Annotated in this window: 15 protein-coding genes; 6 read left to right on the plus strand and 9 right to left on the minus strand. The window is 61.4% G+C overall.

Annotated elements, in window-relative coordinates:
- Positions 1-77: 77 nt before the first annotated feature.
- The 5 genes from BUE92_RS21315 to BUE92_RS21330 all read right to left on the minus strand — a co-directional run bounded on the left by BUE92_RS21315 (position 78) and on the right by BUE92_RS21330 (position 5,039).
- Positions 78-1,319 carry a heme biosynthesis protein HemY gene (locus BUE92_RS21315; protein WP_073526127.1) on the minus strand — a complete coding sequence of 414 codons (1,242 nt, stop codon included), beginning with the start codon at positions 1,317-1,319 and terminating at the stop codon, positions 78-80.
- Positions 1,320-1,324: 5 nt separating this feature from the next.
- Entirely contained in the window at positions 1,325-2,440 is a 1,116-nt protein-coding gene (locus BUE92_RS29050) for a uroporphyrinogen-III C-methyltransferase (protein ID WP_075294537.1), read from the minus strand.
- A gap of 18 nt (positions 2,441-2,458) precedes the next feature.
- On the minus strand, positions 2,459-3,217 hold the full coding sequence (locus BUE92_RS29055; protein WP_075294536.1) for a uroporphyrinogen-III synthase: 759 nt from the start codon (positions 3,215-3,217) through the stop codon (positions 2,459-2,461).
- Positions 3,214-4,155: a hydroxymethylbilane synthase gene (hemC, locus tag BUE92_RS21325; protein WP_073526128.1), complete on the minus strand. Its 942-nt coding sequence runs from the start codon at positions 4,153-4,155 to the stop codon at positions 3,214-3,216. The genes BUE92_RS29055 and hemC overlap by 4 nt, the downstream gene beginning before the upstream one ends.
- A 137-nt stretch (positions 4,156-4,292) precedes the next feature.
- Entirely contained in the window at positions 4,293-5,039 is a 747-nt protein-coding gene (locus BUE92_RS21330) for a LytR/AlgR family response regulator transcription factor (RefSeq protein WP_034134045.1), read from the minus strand.
- Positions 5,040-5,540: 501 nt separating this feature from the next.
- Between BUE92_RS21330 and argH the strand changes: the two genes are divergently transcribed.
- On the plus strand, positions 5,541-6,935 hold the full coding sequence (gene argH, locus BUE92_RS21335) for an argininosuccinate lyase (protein ID WP_054896011.1): 1,395 nt from the start codon (positions 5,541-5,543) through the stop codon (positions 6,933-6,935).
- A 96-nt stretch (positions 6,936-7,031) separates the two neighbouring features.
- Here the strand turns inward: argH and BUE92_RS21340 are convergent, their stop codons facing one another.
- Positions 7,032-7,691: a glutathione S-transferase family protein gene (locus BUE92_RS21340; protein WP_073526130.1), complete on the minus strand. Its 660-nt coding sequence runs from the start codon at positions 7,689-7,691 to the stop codon at positions 7,032-7,034.
- A gap of 126 nt (positions 7,692-7,817) precedes the next feature.
- Between BUE92_RS21340 and BUE92_RS21345 the strand changes: the two genes are divergently transcribed.
- The 3 genes from BUE92_RS21345 (at position 7,818) to BUE92_RS21355 (ending at position 11,463) form a co-directional block, all read left to right on the plus strand.
- Complete coding sequence (locus BUE92_RS21345) at positions 7,818-8,102, plus strand: hypothetical protein (protein ID WP_073526132.1); 285 nt, start codon at positions 7,818-7,820, stop codon at positions 8,100-8,102.
- A gap of 95 nt (positions 8,103-8,197) precedes the next feature.
- Positions 8,198-8,452 (plus strand): TIGR02647 family protein, encoded by a 255-nt coding sequence (locus BUE92_RS21350; protein ID WP_003195403.1) that lies wholly within the window; start codon positions 8,198-8,200, stop codon positions 8,450-8,452.
- A gap of 170 nt (positions 8,453-8,622) precedes the next feature.
- Complete coding sequence (locus tag BUE92_RS21355; RefSeq protein ID WP_073526134.1) at positions 8,623-11,463, plus strand: class I adenylate cyclase; 2,841 nt, start codon at positions 8,623-8,625, stop codon at positions 11,461-11,463.
- Here BUE92_RS21355 and rnk read toward each other — a convergent pair.
- The 3 genes from rnk to cyaY form a co-directional block, all read right to left on the minus strand.
- Positions 11,460-11,873 carry a nucleoside diphosphate kinase regulator gene (gene rnk / locus BUE92_RS21360; RefSeq protein ID WP_073526136.1) on the minus strand — a complete coding sequence of 138 codons (414 nt, stop codon included), beginning with the start codon at positions 11,871-11,873 and terminating at the stop codon, positions 11,460-11,462. The two genes, BUE92_RS21355 and rnk, sit on opposite strands and share 4 nt — an antisense overlap.
- Before the next feature lie 131 nt (positions 11,874-12,004).
- Complete coding sequence (locus tag BUE92_RS21365; RefSeq protein ID WP_371915195.1) at positions 12,005-12,226, minus strand: DUF1289 domain-containing protein; 222 nt, start codon at positions 12,224-12,226, stop codon at positions 12,005-12,007.
- Complete coding sequence (cyaY, locus tag BUE92_RS21370) at positions 12,226-12,558, minus strand: iron donor protein CyaY (protein WP_073526138.1); 333 nt, start codon at positions 12,556-12,558, stop codon at positions 12,226-12,228. The genes BUE92_RS21365 and cyaY overlap by 1 nt, the downstream gene beginning before the upstream one ends.
- A 238-nt stretch (positions 12,559-12,796) precedes the next feature.
- On the opposite strand from cyaY, the gene lptM reads away from it, so the two are divergent.
- The gene (gene lptM, locus BUE92_RS21380) at positions 12,797-12,964 is read left to right on the plus strand and encodes an LPS translocon maturation chaperone LptM (RefSeq protein ID WP_003195417.1); all 168 of its coding nucleotides are present in this window, start codon (positions 12,797-12,799) and stop codon (positions 12,962-12,964) included.
- A gap of 14 nt (positions 12,965-12,978) precedes the next feature.
- Positions 12,979-14,226 (plus strand): diaminopimelate decarboxylase, encoded by a 1,248-nt coding sequence (gene lysA, locus BUE92_RS21385; RefSeq protein WP_073526140.1) that lies wholly within the window; start codon positions 12,979-12,981, stop codon positions 14,224-14,226.
- Positions 14,227-14,228: the final 2 nt, after the last annotated feature.

The raw sequence follows: 14,228 nt of genomic DNA on the forward strand, positions 1-14,228 counted from the left end.
GTTAAACCGAGTGTTTTCAGGGTTTGAAGGAGCGGGTGTCGGATCGGTCCGAGCCAATCCACTCACCCTTTCCTACTTCAAGCTCGCGCAGGCACTGGCAGCGGCGAAGACAGCAGACGATTGTCGAGCAACCCCAAGCCTTCCTGAAACAGCTGGTTGCTGCGCTCGGTGTCGCCCAATTGGGCCAGCAGGCGAGCCAATTCGGCGCAGGCTTCGGGATTGCGCTGCACGTGCAGGCTGCTTTCCAGATAATCCCGCGCCTTGCCCCACAGACTGTTTTGCAGGCACAGACGGCCCAGCGTCAGCAACAGGCTGGCATCGCCTGGATGGTCCTTGAGCCAGCCTTCGGCAAACTTCAATTGGCGCGCAGGATCACTGCCGCGCAGCAGGCCATACAACCGGATCAAGTGGCTGTCATAACCGCGCTTGAGGGCACCACGCAGCACTTCTTCGGCCTTGGCATCCGCGCCCAATCGACGCAGTTGGTCGGCATACGCCAACACCAGTTGTGGCTGTTGGCGCTGGGCAGCGGTCAGTTGCTCCCATGCGCGTTCCAAGGACTGCAACCCTGCTTCGCCTTGCTCTTCACGCTGGGCCGCCAGGCTCAGGTTCTCGCCCCAGGCACGACGCTCCAGCTCGGCCAGTTCATTGGCGGGCAAGACTTTGTCCTTGCGCAGCTCAGGCAGCAGGCGAATCACAGACGACCAGTCGCCACGCTGCTGATGCAGGCGTTGCAGCTGTCGCAGCACTTGCGCGTTATGCGGGTGACGCTCATGCATCGCCTGAAGAGTGACCAGCGCGCCTTCCGTATCACCTCGATCCATCTGCAATTGCGCGTGGCTAAGTGCAATGGCCAGTTCGGCCTGGGGCTGGCGCTCCAGAGCGCGCTCCAGCAAGCCGTCGGATTCCTCATAACGGCCCTGTTCATTGGCCGCACGGGCGGCACCGATGTAATACAGCAGCGGCTGACGCTCTGCTTCGGCGGCACGGTGCAAGTGGCGCTCCGCACTGGCCCAACGTCCCTCGGCGAGGTCCATCTGGCCTTGCTCGATAGCGATCTGAACACGGCGGCTGCGATTGCGCCGCGACCAGGGATTGACCACGCCACCGGATGTGGCGACCAGGCTCCACAACACGCGGACCAGATAAATCGCCAGGCCGATGGCGAACACCGCCACTAATGTCGCCCACAGGCTTGATTCGTAATGCAGCAGGTGAGGATAGGTAATCAACACGTAGCCGGTGTGCTTCGAAATGCCTACACCCAGGGCCAGGGCGAGCGCAATTGCGAGCACCAGGATCACATAGAAACGCTTCATCAGCTCTACTCCTGGGTCGCCGGTTTGCCAGCCGAGGCCTTGGCTTCGTCGGCAGACAGATGACGACGCTCAAGGTACGCCTGCACAGCGGCCAGGCTCGCGGCCAGGTCAGGCGTGACCACGGACACGGCCTTGGGCTCAAGCTCGGCAATGCGCGCCAGCATCGCCTTGCTCTGCGGGTTGTCCTGGTTGAAGTTGTCCTGCAACACGCTGCGCGCTTCCCCCAACGAGCGGCTGTAGACGGCCGCCTCGCCGTTAAGCGCAGCCCATTGGGCTTGCTCCAGCGCCAGGCTCAAGGCCAGGCGCACTTGGTTCAGGCCTTGGCCTGCCAGCAAGGGACGGATGTTGTCATCCGGGTTGAAGTCGATGCGGAAATAACGGGAGATCTGTTCCCACCACTGGCTCAACTGGTTCTGCGTATCGCTGGTGGGGCGCCCCTGGGAGGCAGGCTCCGTGAGCTGATACTCCGGCGCAATCGCCGCCAACTGCACCACTTGGTCACGCAAAGCGGCCAATTGCAGGTACAGGCCGGTACGGTCCGGTTGCTCGGTGCTGCGCAGCGCGGCCAGGCTCTTGGCCAATTGCTCGCGTGCGGCGAAAGCCCCTGGGTCGCTCTGCTCGCGAAGAATCTCGTCGGCCCCCTGGACCAGCGACTGGGCGCTGTTGATGTCTTGCAAGGCGGACAAACGCAAGCTGGCCAGACGGATCAGGTGCTCGGCCTCGGCCAGGCGCCAATCCTTGCGGCTGGCACCCAACACGGTTTCCAGACGCTGGTTGAGACGCTGCTGATCACCCTGCAACTGCGTGACCAGGCGGCGACGCTCTTCCAGCTCATCCGCACCCGGCAACTGCGCCAGGCGGGCGGCCAGCTGTTGCTGGCCTTGCTTGAGGCTCTGGGACTGGTCATCCAGGGCCTGCACCTGGCCCAGTTGGTGCTGGCTGCTGGCTTGCAGGGCACGGACCTGCCAGATCCCCCAGCCGCCGGCGGCTACGCCCGCAGCGCCCAACAGCAAGGCGACGACTGCCAGGCCATTGCCACGGCGTGGCGCGCTGACCGGTGTCTCGACCGGCGCATCAAGCGCGGGCTGAGCTTCATCTTTAGGCAAGGCTGTTTCGCTCACGTATCCGTCCTTTGCGTATCAGAGAGTGGGAACGGGATAGCTCCCTAACGCCACTAACAAAGCCGCGGCACTCGCGCCGCGACAATCCACAACTTTTTCTGCACCCGCGGCCCGCGCCATTTCATATACACGCGGGCTGGGCACGAACAACGGCAGCTGTGCCACCTCTGGCCAATCGGGGCCGGCTAACGCGTGCAGGTGTAAAAAACCCTGCCCACTGCTGACCACCAGGCCGTTCAAGCGTTCCAACTGGATGCGTTGCATCAACGCGCCCTTCTCATACACCGGAAGAAAACGCCGATACAATTCCAGGTAATCGACACTAGCACCTTGCTCGCGTAAACGCTCTGCCAGCAACTCACGCCCGCCCTCGCCGCGCAGGATCAACACCCGGGCACCCGGCAGTGCAATAGCCTCGCGCAAGGCGGGCAGTTCAAGCAAGGCCTCGCTGTCGTCGCCAGTGGCTGGATAGTGAACCTTGAGGCCATGATCGGCCAGTATCTGTGCCGTCGCCGCGCCGACACTGAACCAGGGCATTGGCGGCACACTGCCCCCCAACCGCTGCAACGCCAGGCGTGCAGCCGGCTTGCTCACCACGATGACAGCGCAATAGCGCGGCAGCGCGCCGAACACCGCGTGTTGCTTTGCGGTCACCGGCAAGGCTTCAGTCTCCAGCAAAGGCAGGCAGTTGCTGTGAATACCGCTCTGGGCCAATAACGCCGCCACGGCCGTCGACTCCTCGGCAGGCCGCGTCAGCAGCACTCGCCATTTGGTCACTGCGGGCCGGCCTCGCCATAGACTTTTTGCAAAATGGCACCCGCGCCTTTTTTCAGCAGTTCCTCGGCGACCTGAATCCCCAGGGCCGTGGCATCACGCTGCGGCCCACGCACCTCGGCGGTCAGCAGGTTACCGCCGTCCGGATCACCGACCAAGCCACGCAGCCACAGATTCTCACCTTCGAGTACGGCATAGCAGGCGATGGGCACTTGGCAGCCACCGTTGAGGTGTTTGTTCAAGGCACGCTCGGCGGTAACACGCACTTCGGTGTCCGCGTGATCGAGAGGCTTGAGCAGTGCGTGAATTTCGCTGTCGGCGGTGCGACATTCGATGCCGACTGCGCCCTGCCCGCCAGCGGGCAGGCTGTCTTCGACGCTGATGGCCGAGGTGATGCGGTCTTCAAAGCCCAGGCGGATCAGGCCGGCAGCGGCGAGGATGATCGCGTCGTATTCGCCGGCGTCGAGCTTGGCCAGGCGCGTGTTGACGTTGCCACGCAAAAAGCGGATCTGCAGGTCGGGACGCCGCGTCAGCAACTGGGCCTGGCGACGCAGGCTGGAGGTGCCAACGATACTGCCCAGCGGCAGTTCGTCCAGGGACGCGAAAGTGTTGGAAACGAAGGCGTCGCGCGGATCTTCGCGCTCGCAGATACAAAAAAGGCCCAGGCCTTCAGGGAAGTCCATGGGCACGTCTTTCATCGAATGCACGGCGATGTCGGCTTCGTTGTCCAGCAGCGCAGTTTCCAATTCCTTGACGAACAGGCCCTTGCCGCCGATTTTCGACAGCGGCGAGTCCAGCAGCTTGTCGCCGCGACTGACCATGGGCACCAGGGAGACCTTGAGGCCGGAATGGGCCTGTTCAAGGCGTGCTTTGACGTATTCGGCCTGCCACAAGGCCAGGGCGCTTTTACGGGTGGCGATGCGGATTTCGCGAGAGGACATGGATCAATCCGTACTGAATAGATACGGCGGATAATAACAGCTCAGGCAAATACGCTTTGATTTGAATCAGCAGTGCGGGGCCTCCCTGGCCACGTCGCACCGGGATAAGGAATGCAGACCGCGCCGCAGCCCTTGGGCTAAAGCTGCTGCATCATCTTGCGCACGCCGGCGACATGGCGTCGGCTGACGATCAACGCATCGCCATTGAGCCCCTTCAGGAATAGCTGAAAGTGCCCCAGCGGCGTGCGCTGCAGGCGCTCGATGCGTTCACGGGCGACCAGCGCGTTGCGATGGATGCGCACGAAACGCTCGCCAAACTCGTCTTCAAGGGCCTTGAGCGGCTCATCGAGCAACACTTCACCGGTCTCGTGGCGCAAGGTCACGTATTTGTGGTCGGCAATAAAGTAGACCACCTGGCCGAGTGGGATCAGCTCGATGCCCTTGCGGGTACGCGCACTGATATGGCTGCGTGGGCCGTTACCACTTTGCGCAGCCGGCTGCGTCAAGGCAGCCAGTTGGGCGCGGCTGGGACGCTCGGCTTTTTTCAAGGCTTTGAGCAAGGCTTCGGCAGTGGCCGGCTTGACGAGAAAACTGACACCGCTGTCTTCCAGCGTTTGTGCAGAAAACTCATCCTGCGCCGCACACAACACCACGGCAGGCGGCGATTCGCGTTCGCTCAAGCGGGCGGCGACCTGCAGGCCATCAAAGCCCGGCATGCGGATATCGAGCAGCACTACATCCGGCTTGTGGCTGTCGATCAGCGTCAACGCCTCCTCGCCACTGGTGGCACTCGGTTCAAGGACTGTATAACCCTCGAGTTCACTGACCAGACGGCTCAGTCGCTCGCGGGCTTGGGGTTCGTCATCAACGATCAGGACATTCATATTGCGCTGGATTCCTGCGTGAGTCTCGCACAAGGATAGCGTAGACAGGTGCGGTGACTGACGTCACAGCGATCCACGCTAAGACTAGCGCGAGCGGCAAAAAGTGCCCTGAGAATGGCACCCAAATTTACCCGGACCTGTTCAATAGCGCCCAAGACCCGCTGCCTTCGGGCATCGTCGTAGGGTTCACTGATAAACAATCCGAATACCCCCCTGTTTAATGGATAGTCTGGTTATGACCGCATCACCCGACTTTGGTGCATTCACAAACTATCAGTCCAACTGTAGACGCTCACTGAGGCGACATTGCTCAATCGTCAAATATCGTTTCAATAAGTACCTGTCACCAGTCTCGTCCCGGATGCGGTCGGCGGCAAGGCACTTAGCCATCTCTTACACAAATAAAATTGCCGACCACCCGCAGCACCGCCTCCACGGGCAACCCTGTTATGATCGCCGGCACACCTTCATGCCTCTTTTAAGCAGATCACGAGCGAATCCATGAGCACCGACAAGACCAACCAGTCCTGGGGCGGCCGCTTCAGTGAACCCGTCGACGCCTTCGTCGCGCGCTTCACCGCCTCCGTCACCTTCGATCAACGCCTGTACCGCCACGACATCATGGGCTCCATCGCCCACGCCACGATGCTGGCCAAGGTCGGCGTGCTGACCGACGCCGAGCGTGACAGCATCATCGACGGCCTGACCACCATCCGCGGTGAGATCGAGGCAGGGACGTTCGACTGGCGCGTCGACCTCGAAGACGTGCACATGAACATCGAGGCACGCCTCACTGATCGCATCGGCGTGACCGGCAAAAAACTGCACACCGGCCGTAGCCGTAACGACCAGGTCGCCACCGATATCCGCCTGTGGCTGCGCGATGAGATCGACCTGATCCTGGGCGAAATCACCCGCCTGCAAAAAGGCTTGCTGGAGCAGGCCGAGCGTGAATCGGACACCATCATGCCCGGCTTCACCCACCTGCAGACCGCACAACCCGTGACCTTCGGCCACCACCTGTTGGCCTGGTTCGAGATGCTCAGCCGCGACTACGAGCGCCTGGTCGACTGCCGCAAGCGCGCCAACCGTATGCCGCTGGGCAGCGCTGCACTGGCCGGCACCACCTACCCGATCGACCGTGAATACACCGCACAGCTGCTGGGCTTTGACGCCGTGGGCGGCAACTCCCTGGACGGCGTGTCAGACCGTGACTTCGCCATCGAATTCTGCGCCGCCGCCAGCATCGCGATGATGCACCTGTCGCGCTTCTCCGAAGAGCTGGTGCTATGGACCAGCGCGCAATTCCAGTTCATCGACCTGCCGGACCGCTTCTGCACCGGCAGCTCGATCATGCCGCAAAAGAAAAATCCCGACGTGCCAGAGCTGGTACGTGGCAAGAGCGGCCGGGTATTTGGCGCACTGATGGGCCTGCTGACCCTGATGAAAGGCCAACCCCTGGCCTACAACAAGGACAATCAGGAAGACAAGGAACCGCTGTTCGACGCCGCCGACACATTGCGCGACTCGCTGCGTGCCTTTGCCGACATGATCCCGGCGATCAAGCCCAAGCACGCGATCATGCGTGAAGCGGCACTGCGAGGGTTCTCCACCGCGACCGACCTGGCGGATTACCTGGTACGGCGCGGCCTGCCGTTCCGTGACTGCCACGAAATCGTCGGCCACGCGGTGAAATATGGCGTGGACACCGGCAAGGACCTGGCGGAAATGAGCCTGGAAGAACTGCGCCAGTTCAGCGACCAGATCGAGCAGGATGTGTTTGCCGTGCTGACCCTGGAAGGCTCGGTGAACGCCCGTAACCATGTGGGCGGTACTGCGCCGGCACAGGTCAAAGCAGCGGTCGTGCGCGGCAAGGCATTGCTCGCAAGCCGCTAAAATTGTGGGAGGGGGCTTGCTCCCGAAGGCGGTGGATCAGACAAGAAAATCTTAGCTGACCCACCGCCTTCGGGAGCAAGCCCCCTCCCACATTGGTTATTTCTTGGCCGCAACCATCGCCATGAATGCCGGCATCGCCGCCTGCCTGTCCGCCTCTACCTTCTGCGCATTGGGCATCTCATTCAGGCGCGTCAACAACGCCTTCGCCTGCGGCAACTGCACCAGCAGGTCCAGCCCAAACAGCTTCTCGCCCACGCCGCAGGCCAGGTTCAGGCTGTACATGAAATACAAATCCGCAATCGTGAAATTCTCCCCCGCCACATAAGGCGCGAACTTACCGTGCCGACCTAACGTACCGATCCCAAGCAGCAGCTCGGCCTTGGATTTCTCCTTGATCGCCTCCGGCACCGTCATGCCAAAGAAAGCCTCGGCGTAACACGCCCGCGCAGGCAGTTCGATGTACAGCTCGATCTCACGGCCCAGCGCCAGCACCTGAGCCCGCGCAAACGGGTCGGCGGGCAGTAGCGCAGGGCCTTCCTGGGTGTGCTCGAGGTATTCGAGGATGACGCTGGTTTCGTTGATGAACCCCTGCTTCACACCCAGCACCGGCACTTTGCCTCGCGGGCTTACCGCCAAGGCCTCGGGGGATTGCCCGGCATAAAAAGGTACCTCTTCGAAAGGCAGCCCTTTCTCCAGCAGCGCCAGTTTCACCATGTTGTAGTAGTTGCTGACCGAAAATCCGTAAAGCTTGAGCATCGCAAAGCCTCCAGGCCGGGTGTGGGGTTGGCTGCAAGAGTTATAGATCCTCGGGGGGCACCCTGACCAGCAGCATCACCCACCTGAATGGGGGTAGACTGACGCCCTTTCCTTGAGGAGCCTGCCATGAGCGAGCCGACCGATATCGACAACGACGAAGAAGAATTTACCGAGACCACGCTGATCGAAGCCATCGAGAACCAGATCGAGAGCGATAACCCGCCAGCGGCCAAGGCTACGTTCAACAAACTGACCCTGGTGGGTTACGAGCGCGAAGATATCCTCAATCTGATGGCTCACGTGCTGGCGTTCGAGATCGACGCCATGCTGGACGAGGACCGCGCCTTCAATACCGAGTGGTATGAAACGGCACTGCGGGCACTGCCCGAGCTGCCGCCGGAAAAGGAATAACCCCGGCACGCAGCAACACGCTGGACAGTTCGGCAAAGTGCGTTCACCTTATGGCCTGCTAGCCTCTAATAAATTTTAGAAAGTCTGGAGTCCTTATGTCGTATACCCCTGAGTTGGTTGCCGAACTGGAAATCCTTGTACTCTTCCCCTTGGACAGCACCAAGGAAGGCTTGAAAGTCCATCAGACTGCCGCCCCTACTGCCATCGCCGCTGCCAAGCGCCTCCATGCCAAAGGGCTGATCGACCAACCGGACGGGGGCTACCTGACAAGCCTTGGCCGGGACGCTGCCGAGCAAGCCCAAACCCTGCTGACCATCCTCACCACTGCCAGCACCAAAGAAGCCGCCTGATACCTGATTACCGCCCATGGAGTCCGCCGCCTGCGGATTCCGCGGGCATTGCTGCGCCGCATACAGAATTCTGACGCCAAAGAGCCATTTCCCTCTAAAACTCCTACTCTACTGTCTGTAAACTCCTGCATGGCCGCCCGCGTCGGGCCCTGCGAGCCAACGAGTTCGACATGACCCGCACCCATGAAATCCGCCCCGATCTGGACGAAGGCATCGACCGCAAGGTGCTGACCCAACTGCGCGCGCGTTTCATGACCCTCAATCAAGGCCGCATGGCCCGGGCCGTCGAGGGGCTGACGCCGCGCCAGCAAAGCGTGCTGGCCTTGTTGCCGCTGTTTTTCCACGTCAATCACCCGCTCTTGCCGGGCTATGTCTCTAGCAGCACGCCGGCCGGGCTGTCGAATTTCGAACCGGACGCCCAGGTCCTGGCCGATGCCCAGCGCCTGACCCGCTCGTTCTCCTATAAACCCCGCCACGGCAACCCGCCTCGGCCGATCCACGGTTTGTTCCTGATGGGCAGCCTTGGCACGCTGGCACAGGCCGACCAAAGCGACATGGACGTGTGGGTGTGCCACGCTCCCGACCTGAGCGAAACCGAGCTGGCCGAGCTGCGCAAAAAGTGCCAACTGCTGGAAGCCTGGGCCTTGGGCATGGGCGCCGAGGCGCATTTCTTCCTGATCGACCCGACGCGCTTTGTGTTGGGTGATCGCGATACGCAACTGAGCTCCGACGACTGCGGCACCACCCAGCACTACCTGCTGTTGGATGAGTTCTATCGCACCGCGATCTGGCTGGCCGGGCGCACGCCCATCTGGTGGCTGGTGCCGGTCTACGAAGAAAGCCGCTACGCCGAATTTACTCACACTCTGGTATCCAAGCGTTTTATTCGCGCCGATGAAACCCTCGACCTCGGCCATCTGGCTCATATTCCTCCGGGGGAGTTTATTGGTGCCGGGCTGTGGCAACTGTTCAAGGGCATCGAGTCGCCCTACAAGTCGGTGCTCAAGCTGCTGCTGACTGAGGTCTACGCCAGCGAACACCCGAACGTGCACTGCCTGAGCCTGCGCTTCAAACAGGCGGTGTTCAGCCATCAGGTAGACCTGGATGAGCTGGATCCGTACATCATGGTCTACCGCCGTATCGAGGAATACCTCAAGGCCCGCAACGAGCTGGAGCGCCTGGAACTGGTGCGGCGCAGCCTGTACCTGAAGGTCAACCGCAAGCTCAGCGCCGGCCAGCGCACCGCCGGTTGGCAACGGCAGCTGCTGGAACGCCTGGCGCATGAATGGGGTTGGGACACGCGCCAACTGGCCCTGCTGGACAGCCGCAGCCAATGGAAAGTGCGCCAGGTCGCCTCCGAGCGCCGCGCCCTAGTCAATGAGTTGAACTACAGCTACCGCTTCCTCACCCAGTTCACCCGCAGCGAACAGACCGCAAGCGCGGTCAATAAGCGCGAACTCAATGTACTGGGCCGCCGCTTGTACGCGGCGTTCGAGCGCAAGGCCGGCAAGGTCGAGTTCATCAACCCCGGCATCGCCCCAGACCTGGCCGAAGATACCTTGACCCTGGTGCAGTCGCCCAACCGCAAGGAGCCGGGCCAACACCATTGGGGCCTGTATAACGGCAACCTTACCGCTCTCGAATGGGAACACTTTGCACCGATCAAACGCAGCCGCGACCTGCTGGAAATGCTCACCTGGTGCCATCGCAACGGCGTGATCGACAGCAGCACCCGCCTGGCGCTGCACCCCGGCACCAGCGACATGACCGAGTTCGAGCTGTTCAACCTGCTGGGCAGCCTGCAACAGACCATCACCCTGCCCCTGTCCAGTGTCGACGAGGTCCGCTTGCTGCGACCGGCAGTGCCAGAAGAGGTGCTGCTGCTGATCAACGTCGGGGTTGACCCGCTCAAGCATCATCGCGACCTGAATATCCTGATGACCACGGAGCGCACCGACTCCCTGAGCTATGCCGGCGTACGCGACAACCTGGTGCTGACCCTGGACCAAGTCACACTCAACAGCTGGAACGAGGTGATGGTCAGCCGCTATGACGGCCCACACGCCCTGCTCGACTGCCTGCGCGACTACCTCAACCAACTGCCATCAAACCATCTGCCACGCCTGCGAGTGCGTTGTTTTTGTCACAACCGGGCACAGTTCATTGCCCAGCGGGTGGAAGAGGTATTCGACACCGCGCAGCATCTGCTGCTCGGCCAGGGCAATCATCGCTACCTGCTCCAGGTGCAGCAGCATTATCACGTCATGGAACTGGTACCGGGCCAAGCCACCCATGTATCACTGCCGACTCAGGACGCGCTGATCGCCTACCTCAGCGAGGAGCTGGCCAGCTACAGCCCGTGGCACCTGGACGCCATGGCCTTGGAAGACCACGACCTGGCGCTGCTGCTGCCCATGGGCCAAGCCGAGTGTGTGCAGGTGTTCTACCGGGTCAATGAAGGCTTCGCCGACGTCTATGTGCTCGACGAATTCAACGCGCTCTGGCAACAGCGCTTGCCGTTTCATGATGAGCAAAGCCTCTTGGCCCCGCTGCAACGCTTTGTGCAATCGATCCTGTACCGCCGGGAAGCGCTAGCGTCTCTGGACACCCAGCAACCCGCGGGCGAGGTACAGATCCTGTACTACCAACTGTTGCCATCGGGCAACGGCCGGGCGCGGGGTGTGGAGCCACGGCCGGCCCCGCAAGACCCGGCCAACAAGGCGTTTTATGACGTGCAGGCCATCATCGGTAAAGGCGCGCCAGGCCAGGTAGGGATCACCCTGTACTGTAATCAGCGGGAGTTTTCCGAACTGGAATTTGGCGACCAGCTGTTTGCAGTGGTCGCCCGGGAGATCGTCGGGCAACGTCGGGAAACCGAGCGTTACCGCTGCTATATCACTGATCTGGATCTGTCGGGACTGCTCGGTGATGTGCAAAGCCCAAGCAATCTGTACCTGCGCTATAAAGCCGAACTGGAACAGTCGCTCAATGCGGCCTTGGATCAGGTTTAGAGCGGGAAGGCGCCGCCATCTTTGGGCTGGCCTTCGACGCTGAGCAATTCCAGCTTAAGGGTCTTGCCGCCTGGCGCCGGCCAGTCGATGTGCTGGCCCACTTGCAGGCCAAGCAATGCGCTGCCCACGGGCGCCATGATCGAAATCTTGCCTTCGTCTGCGTTCGCATCCTTGGGGTAGACCAGCGTCAGGTGATAGTCCTTGCCGCTGCTTTGTTCACGGCAATGCACGCTGGAATTCATGGTCACGACACCCGCAGGCACTTCATCGTGACCAACCACGTCTTCGGCGCGGTCGAGTTCGGCTTGCAACGCTCGGGCGCCGGGAAACTCGTCGCCCAAGCGGTCGATCAGTTGCTCCAGACGCTGCACGTCAAGACGGGTAAGAATGATGGACGGTGCGGTGGTCATGATTCAGGCGGACTCCTTTTTTCTCCACAGAAAAGCAAAACCCCGCCAGGAAAAGGCGGGGTTCTCACGGACCTCAATGAATGGAGGCGTATCCGGACACTACCACAGCGACACAAATAAACAAGATGGCCTCAGCTGTGGCGCCTGCGCAGCTCGGCCTCAGTGCAGATCACGCGACGCCTGGCATCGTCGGCAGAACGCCATTCCCGGATGTCTTCCACGTGGCGCAAGCAACCCAGGCAGACTTTTTGCTCGTCCAGGCGACACAAACTGATACAAGGTGACGGCACCGCCGGGCTGACATTGCTGAACAGCGGCTTGGGCGGGCGTACGGCTACAGGCTCACTCACCATCAGATCTCGTCGAAATCCAGCTCGACGCCGGCGTATTCCTGAACCAGGCGCATGAGCATCTCACCCAGCAACTCTTCACTCTTGTCGCACTGCCATTTGCCGCTTTCTTCGTCGTAGTCGAAGTGAACGCCACCGGAGCGCGCCGCCAGCCACAACTGACGCAGCGGCTCCTGGCGACTGAAGATCAATTGCTGGCCAGTCTCGAACTTGACGGTCAGCACACCGGCCGAGTTTTCCAGATCCACATCCAGGCCGCTATCGTCGAAAATATCTTCCAGCCCCTGCTGGGTAGCATCCACCAGGTCGTGAAAACGGGCTTCGGTCAAACTCATTGTGGCAACCTCAAAAGTGTCTGGTTTTGCTCAAGCGCCGCACGATACGGGCGAGCTTCGCCGATTGCAAAGGATACTGATTTCATCACGGATGACGGTACGAAATATCCCCAGGCATCGTAGCCTGCTTCCCTACCGTCTCGGCAAACCCCCGCCGGACGGGTGGTGCGGCGCATAGGCAAGCTGGCGGGTGGTCGGTATACTCGGGCGCAATTAATGCATATTCAAGGATTTCGCCATGAAGCGCCTGATCTCTTCCCTTGCTGCGCTCGTCGCGGTCGCTTGCCTCGTTAGTGCCTGTGGCCAGAAAGGCCCGTTGTACCTGCCGGATGACAGCAAAGATCCAAACGAACAGGCGCAATCGTCGCAAAAGCCGTCAAAAGCCCATAAGCACGACACCTACTAAGTTAAGGGAACCTTATGGACGCTTTTAACTACCGGGACGGCGAGCTGTTCGCGGAAGGCGTGGCCTTGTCCGCGATTGCCCAGCGCTTCGGCACCCCGACCTATGTGTACTCGCGTGCGCATATCGAAGCTCAATACCGCTCGTTCACCGACGCCCTAGACGGCGTGCCGCACCTGGTGTGCTACGCAGTCAAGGCCAACTCCAACCTGGGTGTACTCAATGTCCTGGCGCGTCTTGGCGCTGGTTTTGACATCGTGTCCCGTGGCGAGCTGGAACGCGTACTGGCCGCCGGCGGCCAGGCGGACAAAATCGTCTTCTCCGGCGTCGGCAAGAGCCGCGAAGACATGCGCCGCGCCCTGGAAGTCGGCGTGCATTGCTTCAACGTCGAATCCACCGACGAGCTGGAACGCTTGCAAATGGTCGCCGCCGAGATGGGCGTGCGTGCGCCGATCTCACTGCGCGTCAATCCGGATGTCGACGCCGGCACCCACCCGTACATCTCCACCGGTCTCAAAGAGAACAAGTTCGGCATTGCCATCGCCGACGCCGAGGACGTGTACATCCGCGCCGCCCAACTGCCGAACCTGGAAGTGCTGGGTGTCGACTGCCATATCGGCTCGCAACTGACCACCCTGCCACCGTTCCTGGATGCCCTCGACCGCCTGCTGGCCTTGATCGACCGCCTGGGCGAGTGTGGCATCTACCTGCACCACATCGACCTCGGTGGTGGCGTGGGCGTGCGTTATCGCGATGAAGAGCCGCCGCTGATTGCCGACTATATCCAGGCCGTGCGCGAACGCATCGAAGGCCGCGACCTGACGCTGATGTTCGAGCCAGGCCGCTACATCGTCGCCAACGCTGGCGTGCTGCTGACCCAGGTCGAGTACCTCAAGCACACCGAGCACAAGGATTTCGCCATCGTCGATGCGGCGATGAACGACCTGATCCGCCCGGCGCTGTACCAGGCCTGGATGGATGTCACCGCCGTGACGCCGCGCACAAGCGACTCCCGCGCCTATGACATCGTCGGGCCCATCTGCGAGACCGGCGACTTTCTCGCCAAGGATCGTGAGTTGGCGCTTGAAGAAGGTGATCTGCTGGCCGTGCATTCGGCCGGTGCCTACGGGTTTGTCATGAGTTCCAACTACAACACCCGCGGGCGCACCGCCGAGGTGCTGGTGGACGGTGATCAAGCATTTGAAGTGCGTCGCCGCGAGACGGTAGCCGAGTTGTATGCTGGCGAAAGCCTGCTGCCGGAGTAAGC

The organism is Pseudomonas fluorescens (assembly GCF_001902145.1).
Lineage (GTDB): Bacteria > Pseudomonadota > Gammaproteobacteria > Pseudomonadales > Pseudomonadaceae > Aquipseudomonas > Aquipseudomonas fluorescens_BV.

Excerpts from the sequence above, each read along its gene's own strand:
- hemC (WP_073526128.1), bottom strand. The coding sequence starts at position 4,155 with ATGTCCTCTCGCGAAATCCGCATCGCCACCCGTAAAAGCGCCCTGGCC.
- lysA (WP_073526140.1), top strand. The coding sequence starts at position 12,979 with ATGGACGCTTTTAACTACCGGGACGGCGAGCTGTTCGCGGAAGGCGTG.
- cyaY (WP_073526138.1), bottom strand. The coding sequence starts at position 12,558 with ATGAGTTTGACCGAAGCCCGTTTTCACGACCTGGTGGATGCTACCCAG.
- BUE92_RS21340 (WP_073526130.1), bottom strand. The coding sequence starts at position 7,691 with ATGCTCAAGCTTTACGGATTTTCGGTCAGCAACTACTACAACATGGTG.
- BUE92_RS21345 (WP_073526132.1), top strand. The coding sequence starts at position 7,818 with ATGAGCGAGCCGACCGATATCGACAACGACGAAGAAGAATTTACCGAG.
- argH (WP_054896011.1), top strand. The coding sequence starts at position 5,541 with ATGAGCACCGACAAGACCAACCAGTCCTGGGGCGGCCGCTTCAGTGAA.
- BUE92_RS21365 (WP_371915195.1), bottom strand. The coding sequence starts at position 12,226 with ATGGTGAGTGAGCCTGTAGCCGTACGCCCGCCCAAGCCGCTGTTCAGC.
- BUE92_RS21330 (WP_034134045.1), bottom strand. The coding sequence starts at position 5,039 with ATGAATGTCCTGATCGTTGATGACGAACCCCAAGCCCGCGAGCGACTG.
- BUE92_RS21355 (WP_073526134.1), top strand. The coding sequence starts at position 8,623 with ATGACCCGCACCCATGAAATCCGCCCCGATCTGGACGAAGGCATCGAC.
- lptM (WP_003195417.1), top strand. The coding sequence starts at position 12,797 with ATGAAGCGCCTGATCTCTTCCCTTGCTGCGCTCGTCGCGGTCGCTTGC.
- BUE92_RS21315 (WP_073526127.1), bottom strand. The coding sequence starts at position 1,319 with ATGAAGCGTTTCTATGTGATCCTGGTGCTCGCAATTGCGCTCGCCCTG.
- BUE92_RS21350 (WP_003195403.1), top strand. The coding sequence starts at position 8,198 with ATGTCGTATACCCCTGAGTTGGTTGCCGAACTGGAAATCCTTGTACTC.
- rnk (WP_073526136.1), bottom strand. The coding sequence starts at position 11,873 with ATGACCACCGCACCGTCCATCATTCTTACCCGTCTTGACGTGCAGCGT.